This window comes from Pseudomonas peradeniyensis, assembly GCF_014268935.2.
Taxonomy (GTDB): Bacteria; Pseudomonadota; Gammaproteobacteria; order Pseudomonadales; family Pseudomonadaceae; genus Aquipseudomonas; species Aquipseudomonas peradeniyensis.
The window spans coordinates 572207-591600 of record NZ_JABWRJ020000003.1 but is presented as its reverse complement, the minus strand read 5'-3'; the positions used below and the strand labels follow the sequence as shown (position 1 = coordinate 591600).

Annotated in this window: 14 protein-coding genes and 1 tRNA gene; 10 read left to right on the top strand and 5 right to left on the bottom strand. The window is 63.5% G+C overall.

The genetic code is table 11. The features are described from left to right. The first annotated feature begins 75 nt into the window (after nucleotides 1–75). The 4 genes from HU751_RS17525 (at nucleotide 76) to HU751_RS17510 (ending at nucleotide 6109) form a co-directional block, all read left to right on the top strand. On the top strand, nucleotides 76–1998 hold the full coding sequence (locus HU751_RS17525; protein WP_050703511.1) for a PrkA family serine protein kinase: 1923 nt from the start codon (nucleotides 76–78) through the stop codon (nucleotides 1996–1998). 119 nt (nucleotides 1999–2117) lie between these two features. Next, nucleotides 2118–3389 carry a YeaH/YhbH family protein gene (locus tag HU751_RS17520; RefSeq protein WP_050703510.1) on the top strand — a complete coding sequence of 424 codons (1272 nt, stop codon included), beginning with the start codon at nucleotides 2118–2120 and terminating at the stop codon, nucleotides 3387–3389. Then, nucleotides 3386–4954, top strand: coding sequence for a SpoVR family protein (locus HU751_RS17515; protein ID WP_110734568.1), 1569 nt, complete (start codon nucleotides 3386–3388; stop codon nucleotides 4952–4954). Before HU751_RS17520 ends, HU751_RS17515 begins: the two co-directional genes overlap by 4 nt. Before the next feature lie 57 nt (nucleotides 4955–5011). Next, the gene (locus HU751_RS17510; protein WP_186731687.1) at nucleotides 5012–6109 is read left to right on the top strand and encodes a tRNA nucleotidyltransferase/poly(A) polymerase-related protein; all 1098 of its coding nucleotides are present in this window, start codon (nucleotides 5012–5014) and stop codon (nucleotides 6107–6109) included. 48 nt (nucleotides 6110–6157) lie between these two features. Here the strand turns inward: HU751_RS17510 and folK are convergent, their stop codons facing one another. Both folK and folB read right to left on the bottom strand, forming a co-directional pair. Further along, complete coding sequence (gene folK / locus HU751_RS17505; protein WP_186731688.1) at nucleotides 6158–6667, bottom strand: 2-amino-4-hydroxy-6-hydroxymethyldihydropteridine diphosphokinase; 510 nt, start codon at nucleotides 6665–6667, stop codon at nucleotides 6158–6160. Continuing rightward, nucleotides 6658–7014 (bottom strand): dihydroneopterin aldolase, encoded by a 357-nt coding sequence (gene folB, locus HU751_RS17500; RefSeq protein WP_050703506.1) that lies wholly within the window; start codon nucleotides 7012–7014, stop codon nucleotides 6658–6660. Before folB ends, folK begins: the two co-directional genes overlap by 10 nt. Before the next feature lie 74 nt (nucleotides 7015–7088). Here folB and plsY point away from each other — a divergent pair, with 74 nt between their 5' ends. Continuing rightward, complete coding sequence (gene plsY, locus HU751_RS17495; RefSeq protein WP_050703505.1) at nucleotides 7089–7658, top strand: glycerol-3-phosphate 1-O-acyltransferase PlsY; 570 nt, start codon at nucleotides 7089–7091, stop codon at nucleotides 7656–7658. Between the two features lie 25 nt (nucleotides 7659–7683). Here the strand turns inward: plsY and tsaD are convergent, their stop codons facing one another. Further along, nucleotides 7684–8709, bottom strand: a complete 1026-nt coding sequence (gene tsaD / locus HU751_RS17490; protein WP_186731689.1) for a tRNA (adenosine(37)-N6)-threonylcarbamoyltransferase complex transferase subunit TsaD — start codon at nucleotides 8707–8709, stop codon at nucleotides 7684–7686. Nucleotides 8710–8914: 205 nt separating this feature from the next. Here tsaD and rpsU point away from each other — a divergent pair, with 205 nt between their 5' ends. From rpsU to HU751_RS17465, 5 genes are all read left to right on the top strand, one after another. Continuing rightward, the gene (gene rpsU, locus HU751_RS17485; RefSeq protein WP_003255575.1) at nucleotides 8915–9130 is read left to right on the top strand and encodes a 30S ribosomal protein S21; all 216 of its coding nucleotides are present in this window, start codon (nucleotides 8915–8917) and stop codon (nucleotides 9128–9130) included. Nucleotides 9131–9411: 281 nt separating this feature from the next. Then, nucleotides 9412–11400, top strand: coding sequence for a DNA primase (gene dnaG, locus HU751_RS17480; RefSeq protein ID WP_186712677.1), 1989 nt, complete (start codon nucleotides 9412–9414; stop codon nucleotides 11398–11400). A gap of 67 nt (nucleotides 11401–11467) precedes the next feature. After that, nucleotides 11468–13318, top strand: coding sequence for an RNA polymerase sigma factor RpoD (gene rpoD, locus HU751_RS17475; protein WP_186712676.1), 1851 nt, complete (start codon nucleotides 11468–11470; stop codon nucleotides 13316–13318). Between the two features lie 120 nt (nucleotides 13319–13438). Beyond that, nucleotides 13439–17182, top strand: coding sequence for an EAL domain-containing protein (locus HU751_RS17470; RefSeq protein ID WP_186731690.1), 3744 nt, complete (start codon nucleotides 13439–13441; stop codon nucleotides 17180–17182). Nucleotides 17183–17199: 17 nt separating this feature from the next. Then, a tRNA-Ile gene (locus HU751_RS17465) sits at nucleotides 17200–17276 on the top strand. Between the two features lie 80 nt (nucleotides 17277–17356). Here the strand turns inward: HU751_RS17465 and prfH are convergent. Continuing rightward, nucleotides 17357–17977 carry a peptide chain release factor H gene (gene prfH / locus HU751_RS17460; protein WP_186731691.1) on the bottom strand — a complete coding sequence of 207 codons (621 nt, stop codon included), beginning with the start codon at nucleotides 17975–17977 and terminating at the stop codon, nucleotides 17357–17359. Continuing rightward, nucleotides 17977–19113, bottom strand: a complete 1137-nt coding sequence (locus HU751_RS17455; RefSeq protein WP_186731692.1) for an RNA ligase RtcB family protein — start codon at nucleotides 19111–19113, stop codon at nucleotides 17977–17979. Before HU751_RS17455 ends, prfH begins: the two co-directional genes overlap by 1 nt. Nucleotides 19114–19394 lie beyond the last annotated feature (281 nt).

Genomic DNA, 19394 nt, shown 5'->3' with positions numbered 1-19394 from the left:
TCGGCGAGCCCGGTTGCATGCCAGCATCAGCTGACTGATCCGGCGTCGTCTCCATGTATCGAGCGAGGTGACGTCATGAGCATTTTTAGCCACTTCCAACAACGTTTCGAGTCCACCCGCCAGGAAGAACTTTCGCTGCAGGAGTACCTCGAGCTGTGCAAAGAGGATCGCAGCGCCTATGCCTCGGCGGCCGAGCGGCTGTTGCTGGCCATCGGCGAACCAGAGCTGATCGACACCTCAAGCAACTCCAGGCTGTCGCGGATCTTCTCCAACAAGGTGATCCGCCGCTATCCGGCCTTTGCCGACTTCCATGGCATGGAAGAGTGCATCGACCAGATCGTCTCCTACTTCCGCCACGCCGCCCAAGGCCTGGAAGAGAAGAAACAGATCCTCTACCTGCTGGGCCCGGTGGGCGGCGGTAAATCGTCGCTGGCCGAGAAACTCAAGCAGCTGATGGAAAAGGTGCCGTTCTACGCCATCAAGGGCTCGCCGGTGTTCGAATCGCCCCTGGGCCTGTTCAACGCCGCCGAGGACGGCCAGATCCTCGAAGAGGAATACGGCATCTCGCGCCGCTACCTCAACACCATCATGTCGCCCTGGGCCACCAAGCGCCTGCAGGAGTTCGGCGGCGACATCAGCAAGTTCAGGGTGGTCAAGCTCTACCCGTCCATCCTCAACCAGATCGCCATCGCCAAGACCGAGCCGGGCGACGAGAACAACCAGGACATCTCGGCCCTGGTGGGCAAGGTGGATATCCGCAAGCTCGAGGAATTCCCGCAGAACGACGCCGACGCCTACAGCTATTCGGGCGCGCTGTGCCGGGCCAACCAGGGCCTGATGGAATTCGTCGAGATGTTCAAGGCGCCGATCAAGGTCCTGCACCCGTTGCTCACCGCGACCCAGGAAGGCAACTACAACAGCACCGAGGGGCTGGGCGCGATCCCCTATTCCGGGATCCTGCTGGCCCACTCCAACGAATCGGAATGGCATACCTTCCGCAACAACAAGAACAACGAGGCCTTCATCGACCGGATCTACATCGTCAAGGTGCCTTACTGCCTGCGCGTCAGCGACGAGATCAAGATCTACGACAAGCTGCTGATCAACAGCTCCCTGGCCAAGGCGCACTGCGCGCCTGACACACTGAAGATGCTGGCCCAGTTCACCGTGCTCTCGCGCCTGAAAGAGCCCGAGAACTCCAACATCTACTCGAAGATGCGCGTGTACGACGGCGAGAACCTCAAGGACACCGACCCGAAAGCCAAGTCGATCCAGGAGTACCGCGACGCCGCGGGCGTCGACGAGGGCATGAACGGCCTGTCGACCCGCTTCGCCTTCAAGATCCTCTCCAAAGTGTTCAACTTCGACCCTCACGAGGTGGCGGCCAACCCGGTGCACCTGCTGTATGTGCTGGAGCAGCAGATCGAGCAGGAACAGTTCCCGGCCGAGGTGCGCGAGCGCTACCTGCGCTACCTGAAGGAATACCTGGCGCCGCGCTACATCGAGTTCATCGGCAAGGAGATCCAGACCGCTTACCTGGAGTCCTACAGCGAATACGGCCAGAACATTTTCGACCGCTATGTGCTGTACGCCGACTTCTGGATCCAGGACCAGGAATACCGCGACCCGGAAACCGGCGAGATCCTCAACCGCATTGCCCTCAACGAGGAGCTGGAGAAGATCGAGAAGCCGGCCGGCATCAGCAATCCGAAGGACTTCCGCAACGAAATCGTCAACTTCGTGCTGCGCGCCCGGGCCAACAACAACGGCAAGAACCCCAGCTGGCTCAGCTACGAGAAGCTGCGGGTGGTGATCGAGAAGAAGATGTTCTCCAACACCGAGGACCTGCTGCCGGTCATCAGCTTCAACGCCAAGGCCAGCAAGGAGGATCAACAGAAGCACAACGACTTCGTCACCCGGATGGTGGAGCGTGGCTACACCGACAAGCAGGTTCGACTGCTGTCGGAATGGTACCTGCGGGTCAGGAAATCGCAATAAGGCGACACGCTACACGCCGTGCGTCCGAGGCTGGCCTTGCCGGCCCGGACGGCGGCGGCTGCTTTTACGTGCAGCTCGTAGCTTGAAGCGTGCAGCTGTTCCCAGCTACCGGAGGGACCATGAGCTACGTAATCGACCGACGCCTGAACGGCAAGAACAAGAGCACGGTCAACCGCCAGCGCTTCCTGCGGCGTTACCGTGAACACATCAAGAAGGCCGTCGAAGAGGCCGTGAGCCGCCGCTCCATCATGGACATGGAGCATGGCGAACAGATCAGCATCCCGGGTCGCGACATCGACGAACCCGTGCTGCACCACGGTCGCGGCGGCAAGCAGACCATCGTCCACCCCGGCAACAAGGAATTCACTGCCGGCGAACACATCGCCCGGCCACAAGGTGGCGGCGGTGGCGGTGGCCGCGGCAAGGCCGGCAACTCCGGCGAGGGCATGGACGACTTCGTGTTCCAGATCACCCAGGAAGAATTCCTCGAGTTCATGTTCGAGGACCTGGAGCTGCCCAACCTGGTCAAGCGTCACCTGACCGGGGCCGACACCTTCAAGACCGTACGCGCAGGCATTGCCAACGAGGGCAACCCGTCGCGCATCAACATCGTCCGCACCCTGCGCTCGGCCCACGCCCGGCGCATCGCCCTGACCGGCAGCAGCCGCGCCCTGCTGCGCGAGGCGCAAAAGGAGCTGGACCGGCTCAAGGTCGAGGAACCGGACAACTTCACCGACATCCAGGACACCGAGACCGAGATCGAACGCCTCAAGGCGCGCATCAACCGCCTGCCGTTCCTCGACACCTTCGACCTGAAGTACAACCTGCTGGTCAAGCAGCCCAACCCCAGCTCCAAGGCGGTGATGTTCTGCCTGATGGACGTGTCCGGCTCCATGACCCAGGCCACCAAGGACATCGCCAAGCGCTTCTTCATCCTGCTGTACCTGTTCCTCAAGCGCAACTACGACCGCATCGAGGTGGTGTTCATCCGCCACCACACCAGCGCCCGCGAAGTGGACGAGGAAGAGTTCTTCTACTCCCGCGAGACCGGCGGCACCATCGTCTCCAGCGCGCTCAAGCTGATGCAGGAGATCATGGCCGAGCGCTACCCGGCCAGCGACTGGAACATCTACGCCGCCCAGGCCTCGGACGGCGACAACTGGAACGACGACTCACCGATCTGCCGTGACATCCTCGCCAACCAGATCATGCAGCACGTGCAGTACTACACTTACGTCGAGATCACCCCACGCGAACACCAGGCGCTGTGGTACGAGTACGAGCGCATCGGCGAGGCGTTCCCCGACACCTTCGCCCAGCAGCAGTTGGTATCGGCCGGCGACATCTACCCGGTCTTCCGTGAACTCTTCCAGCGCAGGTTAGCCACATGACCGCCAGAGAGCAGAGACGCCAGCCCATTTCCACCGGCTCCGAATGGACGTTCGAGCTGATCCAGACCTACGATCGCGAGATCAGTCGCCTGGCCGCCCGCTACGCCCTGGACACCTACCCCAACCAGATCGAAGTGATCACCGCCGAGCAGATGATGGACGCCTACGCCTCGGTGGGCATGCCGCTGGGCTATCACCACTGGTCCTACGGCAAGCAGTTCCTCAGTACCGAGAAGTCCTACAGCCGTGGCCAGATGGGCCTGGCCTACGAGATCGTGATCAACTCCGATCCGTGCATCGCCTACCTGATGGAAGAGAACACCATGTGCATGCAGGCACTGGTGATCGCCCACGCCTGTTACGGCCACAACAGCTTCTTCAAGGGCAACTACCTGTTCCGCACCTGGACCGATGCCAGCTCGATCATCGACTACCTGGTGTTTGCCAAGCAGTACATCGCCCAATGCGAGGAGCGCCACGGCATCGATGCCGTCGAGGACCTGATCGACTCCTGCCACGCCCTGATGAACTACGGCGTGGACCGCTACAAGCGTCCCTACCCCATCTCCGCCGAGGAAGAGCGGCGCCGGCAGAAGGAGCGTGAGGAACACCTGCAACGGCAGATCAACGACCTCTGGCGCACCATCCCCAAGGGCGCCGAAAAAGGTGGCGAAAAGGACGACGCGCGCTTCCCGGCCGAACCCCAGGAGAACATCCTCTACTTCATCGAGAAGCACGCCCCGCTGCTGGAGCCCTGGCAGCGCGAAGTGGTGCGCATCGTGCGCAAGATCGCCCAGTATTTCTACCCGCAGCGCCAGACCCAGGTAATGAACGAAGGCTGGGCGACCTTCTGGCACTACACCCTGATGAACGACCTGTACGACGAGGGGCTGATCACCGAAGGCTTCATGATGGAGTTTTTGCAGTCGCACACCAGTGTGGTGTTCCAGCCTGGATTCGACAGCCCCTACTACAGCGGCATCAACCCCTATGCCCTGGGCTTTGCCATGTACACCGACATCCGCCGCATGTGCGAGCACCCCACCGAGGAGGATCGCCGCTGGTTCCCGGATATCGCCGGCAGCGACTGGCTGTCGACGATCAAGTTCGCCATGAGCAGCTTCAAGGACGAAAGCTTCATCCTGCAGTACCTGTCACCCAAGGTAATGCGCGACCTCAAGCTGTTCAGCATCCTCGACGACGACCAGCGCGACGACCTGCTGGTGCCGGCCATCCATGACGAGGACGGCTACCGCACCATCCGTGAGCAGTTGGCCGCGCAGTACAACCTGGGCAACCGCGAGCCCAACGTGCAGATCTGGAGCATCGACCGGCGCGGCGACCGCTCGCTGACCCTGCGCCACCAGCAGCACAACCGCAAACCCCTGGGTGACTCCACCGACGAGGTGCTCAAGCACCTGCACCGCCTGTGGGGCTTCGACATCCACCTGGAGACCGTGCAGGGCGACCAGGTGATGAAGACCCACCACATGCCACCGCGCAGCGAGCACAGCGAGGCTGGCGACTACGGACGCATGGACCTGGCCGTGGTGCACCACCTGTAGCCAGCAACCTCCATGGCTGCCGACAAGGTATCCTGTCGGCAGAAATGGAGGTTTCACATGCAGATCTACAAGGTTGGCGGCGCCGTGCGCGACCGCCTGCTCGGCCGCCCGGTCAGCGACGTCGACTGGCTGGTGGTTGGCGCCACCGTCGAACAGATGCAGGCCCAGGGATTCCGCCCGGTCGGGGCCGATTTCCCGGTGTTCCTGCACCCAAAGACCGGTGAGGAATATGCCCTGGCCCGTACCGAGCGCAAGAGCGGTCGTGGTTATGGCGGTTTCACCTTTCATGCCAGCCCCGAAGTCACCCTCGAAGAAGACCTGGTGCGTCGCGACCTGACCATCAATGCCATGGCCGAGGACGAACACGGCGCGCTGCACGATCCCTATCACGGCAAGGTCGATCTCGAACAACGGATCCTGCGCCATGTTTCACCGGCGTTCGCCGAAGATCCTTTGCGAGTGCTGCGTGTTGCCCGCTTTGCGGCGCGCTATGCACCTCTGGGTTTCGAGGTTGCCGATGAAACCCTGGCCCTCATGCGCCAGATCGCCGAGTCGGGCGAGCTGCAGGCACTGACGGCCGAGCGTAGCTGGAAGGAGATCGAACGGGCATTGATGGAAAACGAGCCACAGGTGTTCGTCGAGGTGCTGCGCAGATGCGGCGCGCTGAACGAGCTGATGCCAGAGCTGGAGCACGGCGCCGATACACTGGCTGCGCTGCACCAGGCGGCCAGGCACCAGCAATCACTGCCGGTGCGCTGGGCATGCCTGCTGCGCGGATTGGAGCCAACGGCGATCAAGGCACTCAACCAGCGCTTCAAGGTCCCACGCGAATGCCAGGAGCTGGCGGTACTGGTGGGAGAGTTCGCCGAATGCGCCGATGAAGCCTGGGCACTGGAGCCGTCGAGCCTGCTGGAGCTGCTGCAGAAGTTCGATGTGTATCGACGACCGCAACGTTTCGAGGAGTACATCGCCGCGTGCGAGATGGCTGCACCAGACTCGGATTACCCTCAGGGCATTTACCTGCGGGGAGCTGCTGAAGCAGCGCGGGCTGTGGAAGTGAAGTCACTGGTAGAGAAAGGATTGACCGGAAAGGCCTTGGGAGACGCCCTAAAAGACAAACGACTGAAGGCGCTCGAAGCATACAAGTCAGCTTGATCTGCCACCGCCATTCGCGGGCAAACCCGCGAAGAGGGCGGTGATGGCTTACATCAGGGTCAGCTGCAAACCCCGCCATTCGAACGGCACTGGCGCCAGTACCTGTTCAATGCTCGCCTCGCGCCACAGCTGCCCCATGGACTTGCCCTCGCCCGGATGTACCAGTTCCGGCGCCAGCAACGACAACGGCCACAGTACAAAGGCGTTCTTCACGATCTCCGCCCGTGGCAGCACCAGGCCATTGAACGTGCCACACAGGTCATCGAACATCAGTACATCGATATCCAGCGGCAGCCCCTTGCGATCCGGGGCGTAGCGGCCGTTCTCGGCCTCGATGAACTTGAGCCGGCGGTCGAGTTCCAGCAGTGGCAGGTCGGTGCGTCCGCGCACCACCAGGTTGTAGAACGGGCCGCTCTTGATTCCCACGGCCTGGCTCTCGAACACTGCGGAGCAGTGCATGTCACTGAGCATGCCAGCCAACGCATCGAGCCCCGCGCACAAGTGCCGCTCGCGGTCGATGTTGCTGCCCAGCCCGAGATAGACGGTACTCAAAGACATCCGCGCTCGATCTCCACGCCTACACCGCCACGGGCCGCAGGCACCGCACCCGGCTTGGTCAGTTTCAGTCGCACCCAGGGGATGTTGAATTCGTCCATCAGCACCGCCACCAGACGCTCGGCGAAAGTCTCCACCAGCTCGAACCGCGCCTGCTCGGCGAAGGCCTGGACCCGCGCCGAGACACTGGCGTAGTCCAGCGCCAGCGACAGGTCGTCACCGGCCGCCGCCGGGCGATTGTCCCAGGCGAAACTCAGGTCCAGGCGCAGGCACTGGCGAATATCCCGCTCCCAGTCATAGGCACCGATGACGGTATCGACTTCCAGGCCTTCGATGAACACTCTGTCCAAGCACTTCTCTCCACAGCACGACAAGGGCGACGGGCGCCGTTAGAATCAGGGCGTCCTCGCCCGGAATAGTTAGCATGTTTTGGTCACTGGCGCTGCTTGCCTACCTGCTCGGCTCTCTGTCCTTCGCCATCGTCCTGAGCCGCCTCAGCGGCAGCCCCGACCCGCGCTCCAGCGGCTCGGGCAATGCCGGCGCGACCAACATGCTACGCCTGGCCGGCCGCAAACTGGCGATCCTGACGCTGCTCGGCGACCTGTGCAAGGGCATGTTGCCAGTACTGCTGGCCCGCCTGGCCGGGCTCGACCAGCAGGAACAGGCCTGGGTCGGCATCTGCGCGGTGCTCGGCCACCTGTTCCCGGTGTACTTCCGTTTCCAGGGCGGCAAGGGCGTGGCCACTGCCGCCGGCATGCTCATGGCGCTGTACTTTCCCGCCGCGCTGCTGGCCATCGGCGCCTGGCTGCTGACCTTCTACCTCACTCGCACCAGCTCGCTGGCGGCCCTGATCGCCACGCCGTTGACGCTGCCATTGCTGGCCTGGCGCGAACCCGAAGCACTGCTGCCGATGACGGTGTTGACGATCCTGATCGTCTGGCGTCACCGCAATAACCTGCGCGACCTGTTCGCCGGGCGCGAACGCCATTTCTGAAGCGTGCGCACAAGCCCGGCGCCTCTCACACCGCCGGCAACTGCTCCATCGGCCAGCGCGCCTGCACGCTGATGGCCAGGTCCTGCTGCTGCCCGGCCAACAGGCGCTGGCAACCGGCGTAGGCGATCATCGCGCCGTTGTCGGTGCAGAACCGTGGACGTGCGTAATAGACATTGCCCTTGATGCTGGCCAGCATCTCTTCCAGCGAAACACGCAGGGCCTTGTTGGCGCTCACACCACCGGCGATGACCAGGCGCTTGAGGCCGGTCTGCTTGAGCGCACGCTTGCACTTGATGGTCAGAGTCTCCACCACCGCCTGCTGGAACGCCAGCGACACGTCGCAACGGGTTTGCTCGTTGTCGTCCCCGGCGTCTCGGCATTGCTGCCAGGTGTTCAGGGCGAAGGTCTTGAGGCCGCTGAAACTGAACTGCAGGCCTGGCCGATCGCACATCGGCCGCGGGAATACGAAGCGCCCGGGCGTGCCTTGCTCGGCCAGGCGGGCGATCTCGGGGCCGCCCGGATAATTGAGGCCGATCAGCTTGGCGGTCTTGTCGAAAGCTTCGCCAGCGGCGTCGTCCAGGCTCTCGCCCAGCAGCTCGTACTGGCCGATGCCATCGACGCGCACCAGCTGGGTGTGCCCACCGGACACCAACAAAGCGACGAACGGAAATTCCGGCGGCTGCTCCTCGAGCATCGGCGCCAGCAGGTGGCCTTCCATATGGTGCACGCCGATCGCCGGAATATCCCAGGCGAACGCCAGCGCCTGGGCGCAGGAAGCACCCACCAGCAGTGCGCCCACCAGGCCAGGACCCGCGGTGTAGGCGATGGCGTCGATCTCGGTGGCGACGCAGTCGGCTTCTTGTAGCACCTGGCGGATCAGCGGCAGCATGCGCTTGACGTGATCGCGCGAGGCGAGCTCGGGTACCACGCCGCCATAGACGCGGTGCAGGTCGATCTGGCTGAACAGCGCGTCGGCCAGCAGGCCGCGCTCACTGTCGTATAATGCGACGCCAGTTTCGTCGCAGGATGTTTCCAATCCCAGTACTAGCATGGGTCCGTGCCTTGTCGAGGCTGAATTCGAAGGCGCGCATGATAGTCCCCGTGTCCGGTGCCGACCAGCGGTTTTCGATCAGAGGCTTTGCATTCCGGCCAGCTAAGGGTTAACATCCGCAACCCTTGAAAACCGACGTTCTCCAGCACACCTTATGTTTTGCCAGGAGCACGTCTACCCCGGTAATGAATTAAGGTAGCCCTGGATGCCAGCCGTCAAAGTTAAAGAGAACGAACCCTTCGACGTAGCTCTGCGTCGTTTCAAGCGCTCCTGCGAAAAAGCCGGTGTACTGGCTGAAGTTCGTAGCCGCGAGTTTTACGAGAAGCCGACCGCCGAGCGCAAGCGCAAAGCCGCTGCCGCTGTAAAGCGTCACGCCAAGAAGGTTCAGCGCGAACAGCGCCGCGCCGTTCGTCTGTACTAAGTACAGCCGTTCTACGCAAAGCTTCTGCCATGCCCGGCCTCGTGCCGGGCTGATGGCAGCGGTCGCTTCAAACCCTTGGCCATGCGCCTTGGGCGCCCCGGCAAAAGCCATGGGCAACCCGCATCAACGCGTCAGAACTGGTCCCCGACCAGGCGTGCACGTCCTTTCTGACGAGCCCTTCATGGGCTGGTGACGAGCACACTCCTCTTCCTGCGAGATACCCCACGCCAAACCCGCGCACAAGCGTTTAGACTTGCCAGCTGCCAGATGACGAGACTGCCATGGCCGGGCTGATTCCCCAAAGCTTCATCGATGACCTTCTCAACCGCACCGACATCGTCGACGTGGTGAGTTCGCGCGTCCAGCTGAAGAAGACCGGCAAGAATCTCTCCGCCTGCTGCCCGTTCCACAAGGAAAAGAGCCCCTCCTTCACCGTCAGCCCCGACAAGCAGTTCTACTATTGCTTTGGCTGCGGCGCCGGCGGCAACGCGCTTGGCTTCATCATGGACCACGACAACCTGGACTTCCCCCAGGCGGTCGAGGAACTGGCCCGCGCGGCCGGCATGGAAGTACCCCGGGAAGAAGGCCGCCGCGGACAGAAGCCGCGCCAGCCAACCGATTCACCGCTGTATCCGCTACTGGAAGCGGCCAGCGAGTTCTATCGCCAGGCCCTGCGCGGCCACGCCACCCGCAAGGCGGCGGTGGACTACCTCAAGGGTCGCGGCCTGTCCGGCGAGATCGCCCGCGACTTTGGCCTGGGCTTCGCCCCGCCGGGTTGGGACAACCTGCTCAAGCATCTGGGCGCCGACTCGCTGCAGCAGAAAGTGATGATCGACGCAGGCCTCTTGATCGAGAATGCCGAAAGCGGCAAGCGCTACGACCGCTTCCGCGACCGGGTGATGTTCCCGATCCGCGACAGCCGTGGCCGGGTCATCGCCTTCGGTGGCCGGGTGCTGGGCGACGACAAGCCCAAGTACCTGAACTCCCCGGAAACCCCGGTATTCCACAAGGGCCAGGAGCTGTACGGCCTGTACGAGGCGCGCAAGCACAACCGCAACCTTGACGAGATCATCGTGGTCGAGGGCTACATGGACGTCATCGCCCTGGCCCAGCAGGGCCTGCGCAACGCGGTGGCCACCCTCGGCACCTCCACCAGCGAGGAGCACCTCAAGCGCCTGTTCCGCGTGGTGCCCAGCGTGCTGTTCTGCTTCGACGGCGACCAGGCCGGGCGCAAGGCCGCCTGGCGCGCCCTGGAGGCGACCTTGTCGAGCCTGCAGGACGGCCGCCGTGCGCGCTTCCTGTTCCTGCCCGAGGGTGAAGACCCGGACAGCCTGGTGCGCGCCGAAGGCACCGACGCCTTCCAGGCCCGCATCAACCAGCACGCCCAGCCTTTGGCCGACTACTTCTTCGAACAGTTGAGCAACGAGGCCGACCCACGCTCGCTGGAAGGCAAGGCGCACATGGTCACCCTGGCCGCACCGCTGATCGAAAAAGTGCCGGGCGCCAACCTGCGCCAGCTGATGCGCAACCGCCTGAAGGACATCACCGGGCTCGACCCGCAGCAGATGGAGCAGTTGGCGCAGAGCGCGCCGACACCCAGCGTGCCGGACTACGACCCCGGTTACGACTACGACGCCATGGCCAGCTACACGCCGGACCACGGCGACATGCACTACCAGCCCGAGTATGCCCCGCAGCAGCAGGAGCAACGCCCGTGGACACCGAACAAGGGCGGCGGCAAGAAGCAGTGGGACGGCAAGCCGTGGGACAAGAAAGGTGGCAAGCCCTGGCAGCGCGACGGCCAGCGTGGCGAAGCCCCGCCACGGGTGCCGGCGCCGGTCGAGCCGCCGACGCTGTCGGCCCTGCGCACCCTGCTGCACCACCCGTTGCTGGCCGGCAAGGTCGAGGACGCCAGCCACTTCGCCGACGAAGAACAACTGTACAGCCAACTGCTGGTGGCGCTGATCGAAGCCGCGCAAAAGAATCCTAAGCTAAGCTCTATGCAGTTGATCGCACGCTGGCACGGCACCGAACAGGGCCGCCTGCTGCGCGCCCTGGCGGAAAAGGAATGGCTGATCGATGCCGACAACCTTGAACAACAGTTTTTCGACACTATAACTAGTTTGTCCGCTCGCCAACGCGAGCGCAGCCTGGAACATCTGCTCAGGAAAGCGCGTCTAAGTGAACTGAGCACAGAGGAGAAATCTCAGCTGCTCGCCCTGCTGAGCCGCAATGTTCCCGCACAAAACCCGACCTCATCTGGCGCGTGAGGTCCAGGTTCGGGTATAATCCTCGGCTTGTTTTTTGCCCGCCAAGACCTTCAGTGGATAGGGTGTTATGTCCGGAAAAGCGCAACAGCAATCTCGTATCAAAGAGTTGATCACCCGCGGTCGTGAGCAGGGCTACCTGACTTACGCGGAGGTCAACGACCACCTGCCTGAGGATATTTCAGATCCGGAACAGGTGGAAGACATCATCCGCATGATCAACGACATGGGGATCAACGTATTCGAGAGTGCTCCGGATGCGGATGCCCTGTTGTTGGCGGAAGCCGACACCGACGAAGCCGCAGCCGAAGAAGCCGCCGCAGCGTTGGCGGCAGTAGAGACCGATATCGGCCGCACGACCGACCCGGTGCGCATGTACATGCGCGAAATGGGTACCGTCGAGCTGCTGACCCGCGAAGGCGAGATCGAAATCGCCAAGCGTATCGAGGAAGGCATCCGTGAAGTCATGGGCGCCATCGCTCACTTCCCGGGCACCGTCGACTACATCATCAGCGAATACGACCGCGTCACCGCCGAAGGCGGCCGCCTGTCCGATGTCCTCAGCGGTTATATCGACCCTGACGACAACATCGCCGCGCCGACCGAAGAAGTACCGATCCCAGGTGCCAAGGCCGCTGCCGCGAAGGAAGAGGAAGACGAAGACGACGAAAACGCCGAAAGCAGCGATGACGAGGAAGAGGCCGAAAGCGGTCCGGACCCGGTCGTCGCCGCCCAGCGTTTCGGCGCCGTCAACGATCAGCTGGTCATCACCCTCAAGGTGCTGAAGAAGCACGGCCGCGCTCACGCCGAAAGCATTGGCGCCATGCAGGCCCTGGCTGACCTGTTCATGCCGATCAAGCTGGTACCGAAACAGTTCGACGTACTGGTCGAGCGTGTACGCGGCGCCCTTGACCGTCTGCGCCAGCAAGAACGCGCCATCATGCAGCTGTGCGTGCGTGACGCCCGCATGCCGCGCGCCGACTTCCTGCGCCTGTTCCCGAGCAACGAGACCGACCAGACCTGGTCCGGTGACCTGGCCAAGCGCAACACCAAGTGGGCCGCCGCCCTGGGTGAAAAGGACGCCGCCATCGTTGCCTGCCAGCAGAAACTGATCGACCTCGAGACCGAGACCGGCCTGACCGTCGCCGAGATCAAGGACATCAACCGTCGCATGTCCATCGGCGAAGCCAAGGCCCGCCGCGCCAAGAAGGAAATGGTCGAGGCGAACCTGCGCCTGGTGATCTCGATCGCCAAGAAGTACACCAACCGCGGCCTGCAGTTCCTCGACCTGATCCAGGAAGGCAACATCGGCCTGATGAAGGCGGTGGACAAGTTCGAATACCGTCGCGGCTACAAGTTCTCGACCTACGCCACCTGGTGGATCCGCCAGGCGATCACCCGCTCGATCGCCGACCAGGCGCGCACCATCCGTATCCCGGTGCACATGATCGAGACGATCAACAAGCTCAACCGTATTTCCCGGCAGATGCTCCAGGAAATGGGTCGCGAACCGACCCCGGAAGAGCTGGGCGAGCGCATGGAGATGCCTGAGGACAAGATCCGCAAGGTGTTGAAGATCGCCAAGGAGCCGATCTCCATGGAGACCCCGATCGGTGACGACGAAGATTCGCACCTGGGCGACTTCATCGAGGACTCCACCATGCAGTCCCCAATCGACGTGGCCACGGTCGAAAGCCTCAAGGAAGCGACCCGTGACGTGCTCTCGGGCCTGACCGCGCGCGAAGCCAAGGTGCTGCGCATGCGTTTCGGCATCGACATGAACACCGACCACACCCTCGAAGAGGTAGGCAAGCAGTTCGACGTGACCCGCGAGCGGATCCGTCAGATCGAAGCCAAGGCGCTGCGCAAGCTGCGCCACCCGACGCGAAGCGAGCATCTGCGCTCCTTCCTCGACGAGTAAAGACGAACCCCGGCCCAGGCCGGGGTTTTTCTTATGTGACAGAAGGTCGTTGCCACTGTCTACCCAGCGGGCGAGATGCCCGTCTACACTCGAATCAGTCCCCCTGATCGAGAGGCCGCTATGCCCATGATGCCGGCCTTCCTGTTGCTGCTCCTGCTCGCCTGGAACACAACGGCCGGCGCCCTGACCCTGACCGACGAGGAACAAGCCTGGCTCAGCGCCCACCCGCAGCTGCGCCTGGGCGTCGATGCTTCATGGCCGCCGTTCGAATTTCGCGACCAGGAAGGTCGCTACCAGGGATTGGCCGCCGATTACATCGCCCTGATCCAGGAACGCCTGGGGATCACCCTCAAGCCGATCGAGCCCAGCAGCTGGACCGAAGTGCTCGCACAGGCACGCAGCAACCGTCTCGACTTGCTTCCCGGGATCATGTCCACCCCGGAGCGCCAGAACTACCTGGCCTTCACCCGCCCCTACCTGGACTTCCCGATCGTCATCCTCGCCCACTCCGGTGGCGCGCAACCACGCAACCTCAAGGACCTTTATGGCCTGAAGATCGCCGTGGTGGAGAACTACGCGCCCCACGAACTGCTGCGCACCCACCACCCCGACCTCAACCTGGTGGCCATGCCCAACGTCAGCTCGACCCTGCAGGCCCTGGCCACCGACGAGGTGGACGCGGTGGTCGGCGACCTCGCCTCGAGCATCTGGAGCCTGCGCCAGCTCAAACTGGATGGCCTGTACGTCAGCGGCGAAACGCCCTACCGCTACCAGCTGGCCATGGCCGTGCCCCGCCAGCAGAAGGTGCTGGTCGGCATCCTCGACAAGGTGATGGCCGATATGAGCAGCAGCGAAGTCAGCCGAATCCAGCAACGCTGGGTGGGCAACGTCGTCGATCAGCGGACCTTCTGGCACGATGTCCTGCTCTATGGCCTGCCGGCGGTGCTGGTGCTGATGGCCATCCTGGCGGTGGTGATCCGCATCAACCGACGCCTGAGCTCGGAGATCTCCCGGCGCATCGCCCTGGAGCAGGAACTGCGCAGCAGCGAGTATCACTATCGCGGCCTGGTCGAGAGCCTGTCGGCGGTGGCCTGGGAAGCCGACGCCAACGACTTCAGCTACAGCTATGTCTCGCCCCACGCCGAGGACCTGCTCGGCTACCCCACGGGTGAATGGCTCAAGCCCGGCTTCTGGCGCAGCATCCTGCACCCGGAGGATGCCCTGTGGGCGCAGGCCTACTGCGACAGCGAGACGGCGGCCGGGCGCGACCACAGCCTCGACTACCGGGTGATCCGCGCCGACGGCCATACCCTGTGGGTGCGCAACATCGTCAGCATGATCGAGCACGGCCACAAGCCGCTGATGCGCGGGCTGATGATCGACATCAGTGAAACCAAGCACACCGAGGATGCCCTGCGCCTGTCGGAGCAGAAGTTCGCCTCGGTGTTCCAGCAATGCCCGGACATCCTGGTCATTGCCCGGCACAGCGATGGCTGCCTGCTGGAGGTCAACGAAGCCTTCGAGGAGCTGATCGGCCTGAATCCCACCCAGGTGATCGGCCGCACCGCCACCGAACTCGGCCTGTGGGGCGTGGCCGGCACCGGCCCGGCCCTGCTCGAACGCCTGCACCGCGGCGGTATCCGCAACCTGGAAATGACCTTCCGGCGCAGCAACGGCGAACTGTTCACCGGCCTGACCTCGGCCGAAACCTTCGAACTCGACAACATGCCGGCACTGGTGGTGGCGATTCGCGACATCAGCCAGCTCAAGGAAACCCAACAGCAGTTGCAGACCTCCGAGGAGAAGTTCGCCAAGGCCTTCCACGCCTCCCCCGACGGCCTGCTGCTGTCGCGCCAGAGCGACGGCCTGCTGCTGGAGGTCAACGAAGGTTTCTGCCGCCTGACCGGCTATGACATCAGCACGACGGTCGACCAGACCTCGCTGGACCTGGGCATCTGGGTCGACCTCAACGAGCGCCAGCGCCTGGTCGATCAACTGCAGCGCGACGGTTTCGTACGCGACTTCAGCTGCCATATCCGCCGCAGCGACGGGCAGATCCGTCTCTGCGAGCTGTCCGCCCGGCCACTGCCGATCGGCGGCGTCGACTGCATGCTGACCATCGCCCGCGACATCACCGAGCGCCACCTGATGCAGGAAAAGCTGCAGCTGGCCGCCACGGTGTTCGAGAACACCGCCGAAGGCGTGCTGATCACCGACACCGACCAGCGCATCAGCGCGGTCAACCGCGCCTTCAGCGAGATCACCGGCTACAGCGAGATCGAAGCCCTCGGCCAGACCCCGCGCCTGCTCGCCTCCGGCCAGCACGACAGCGCTTTCTACGCCGCCATGTGGCACCAGCTGACCGCCGAGGGCCACTGGCAGGGCGAGATCTTCAACAAACGCAAGAACGGCGAGCTGTACCCCGGCTGGCTGACCATCAGCGCCGTGCGCAACCACGAGCGCGAGATCACCCACTTCGTCGCCGTGTTCGCCGACATCTCCAGCCTCAAGCACGCCCAGGCCAAGCTCGACTACCAGGCTCACCATGACCCGCTCACCGGCCTGCCCAATCGCGCCCTGTTCGAAAGCCGCCTGCAGGCTGCACTGAACTGCGCCCAGGTATCCAACCGCCAGGGCGCGGTGCTGTTCCTCGACCTCGACCGTTTCAAGCACATCAACGACAGCCTCGGCCACCCGGTGGGCGACCTGCTGCTCAAGGGCATCGCCCAGCGCCTCAAGGAGCAGGTGCGCGACGTGGACACCGTGGCCCGCCTCGGTGGCGACGAGTTCATCATCCTCCTGCCCGGCCTGCACAAACCCAGCGATGCCAGCGCCATCGCCAACAAGCTGCTGGCCGGCTTCCATGCACCGTTCCAGGCCGGCGAGCACGAGTTCTTCACCAGCGCCAGCATCGGCATCAGCCTGTACCCGCAGGACGGCAGCGATGTCGCCAGCCTGATCCGCAACGCCGATGCCGCGATGTACCGCTCCAAGGCCAAGGGCCGCAACCGCGTCGAGGCCTACACCCGCGAGCTCACCACCCAGGCCAGCGAGCGTATCGCCCTGGAACACGAGCTGCGCCGCGCCATCGAACGCAACGAGCTGAGCCTGTGCTACCAGCCCAAGTTCAGCCTCAAGACCCAGAGCCTGGTCGGCGCCGAGGCGCTGGTCCGCTGGACCCACCCCACTTTCGGCGAAGTGCCGCCCGAGCAGTTCATCCACCTGGCCGAGGAGAACGGCACCATCCTGCAGCTCGGCGACTGGGTGCTGGAGCAGGCCTGCCGGCAGATGCACGCCTGGAAGAAGGCCTACCACGCCTTCGGCCCGCTCTCGATCAACCTGGCCGGCGCCCAGCTGCGCCAGCCCAGCCTGGCCCGGCGCATCGAACAGTTGCTGCGCAGCTACCAGCTCAAGGCCGGCGACCTGCAGCTGGAGATCACCGAGAACTTCATCATGAGCCAGGCCGAGGAAGCGCTGAGCGTGCTGCACCAGCTCAAGCTGCTGGGCGTGCAGCTGGCCATCGACGACTTCGGCACTGGCTACTCCTCGCTCAGCTACCTCAAGCGCTTGCCGCTGGACATCCTCAAGATCGACCAGTCGTTCATCCGCGGCCTGCCGGACGATCCCCACGACGCCGCCATCGCCCGCGCCATCATCGCCCTGGGCCGCAGCATGCAGCTGACGATCATTGCCGAAGGCGTGGAAAACCAGGCGCAGCAACGCTTCCTCGCCGCCGAAGGCTGCGAACAGATCCAGGGCTACATCGTCAGCCTGCCGCTGCCGCCGAACGAGTTCGCGGCGACCTTTCTTCGCATAGCACAAACGGATCTTTCGGATGGCACGCTATCGAAACCCTCGTTATAATCCTGCGCACCTGCTGAGGGCCTATAGCTCAGTCGGTTAGAGCAGAGGACTCATAATCCTTTGGTCCACGGTTCGAGTCCGTGTGGGCCCACCAAACTGAAAGCCGCGCACTGCGCGGCTTTCGTGTTTTTGGCGGGACCACCTCAGATACAGTCCTATGGTCTCGCACACAATCTACCCGTCAGCCGGCTCGAAGCGCTCGCCACGAAACACCCGACGTGGATTGCCACGCTCGATGCGGTGATGGAACAACCGCCGCTCCGCGCGCAGTTCGCTGTCGACCTGCTCTGCCTGTTGCGCCAGGCGTTGACCGATGAGCAGCAGCGCCAAGCGTTTGTTGGCGTGCTGGCTACGCTCGCTCTGTACCTTGACGCTGATGCCGCTGGCCAGGTGCGTGGCGCGCACTGCCGAGTCGGTGGTGTTGACATGCTGACCACCCGGCCCGGACGAACGCAAGGTCTCGAAGTGGATCTCGCTCGCCAATTCCGGTGCCGGTGGCGCAAACCGTGCGCCCCCAAAGAACCAGTTCTTGCGCGCATGCCCCGGCCGGTACGGACTGCTGCACGTCCATTGCAGCGAGCCCGTCCAGTGATCCGCCAGGCGCTCGGCCTGCTCGCCATCCAGTGCCAGCAACACCGAGCGCAAGGTACCGCGCCGCGGCCCCGGCTCTTCTTCGAGTATCCGTACCGCCACGGCCTGGGCATCCGCTTCGGCCTGCAGCCTGAGCAATGCCTTGGCCACAGCCAGGGCACATTCTTCCGGCCCCTGAGCCGCCGAGAGTTGCAGTAGGATCATCAGCAGCACCCTCCGCGCGTCTTGTAGGTGAGCACCGGTTTCAGTCGTGCCAGCACGCGAACCAACCCCGCTTCACGCAAGGCACCCACCACCGAGTCGATAGCCTTGTAGGCCTCCGGCGCTTCCTCGTAGATCAGCGCCCGGTCGGCGCAGATCACGCGGCTGCCTAGTGCCGTACGACTCAGTTGCTCGACGCTGTAGCGCGAGACGAGGCGGTCCTTGCACTCGCTGCGCATCCATTTGCGTCCGGCGCCATGGGCCAGGGACAACAGGCTGCGCTCGTCGGCGATCGGCTGTACCAAGTAGCTGTAGTCGCCGCGCGAACCAGGGATCACCACCGCCCCCTGATCCGACGGTGTGGCGCCTTTGCAATGCAGCCAACCATCGAGCCCGTCGACCTGCGCTGGCGACACCAGGTTGTGGTTGATGTCGAGCAGTACATCGCCATCGGCACGCAAGCGGTCGAGCATGCGCCGGGCAATCAACTGACGGTTGGCTTCGGCAAAACGCAGCGCGCCGTCGTGCCGGCCCAGGTAATGAGTGCTGGCCTCGCTGCCCGCCTCCAGTCCGTGATGACCGAACAGGTCGACCTGCTCACGCAAGATCGCCTCGCCCAAACCACGCGAGCCGCTGTGCACCAGCAACAGCAGGTGTTTGCGCTCGATGCCCAAGGCTGCCAGGGCCGCATCGTCGTAGCTTTCATCGAGTTGCTGCAGCTCGGCGAAGTGGTTACCACCACCAATGGTGCCCAGAGAACGCTCGTGCCCCGTGGCAGGCAAACCGAAGCTGGCGACGGCCTCCTGCCACGTCTCGTCGAGCGGCAGGTCGAGGTTGCCAAGGCGTTTCTCCAGCTTGTCCAGATGCAGCTTGGCGGTCGGGATGTCCGTGCGCCACAGCGCCATGCCACAGCCGATGTCATTGCCGACCAGCGCCGGGTACAAACGCCCCACGGAAAAGAATGCCGCGCCGACCGGATAGCCACGCCCCGGATGCAGGTCCGGCATGCCAGCCACCCGATGCATGCCCCCTAGGCGAGCGGTGGTTTCGAGTTGTTGGACCGCTTTTCCTTCGATCCAGGTGTCGTCCGCGGCGACCAATACGGCGCCGTCGGACAAATTGCGAATGCAAGTGCCCATAGTCCAATCCTGATGGGTTGAAACAAAAAGATGTTCGGATTGGCAGGCCAGAGGCCGGGCGTTGCGGTACCGCTAACGAGTAGCGGCGAATGCGTTCAAGCCAGGCGCGACCTGCAAAGGGTGATCAACTGTTGCATGATGTACCTCCTTTGCTGTCGGGTGAGAGAAGGCGGGCATCTTAGGTGTGTAATTGCCACCTTGCAACAACCTTGATCACATTTCTACCAGGAGAACAACGTCATAGCCGAAAAACCTGACCGCTCCGCGCTGTTTCTGCCTGC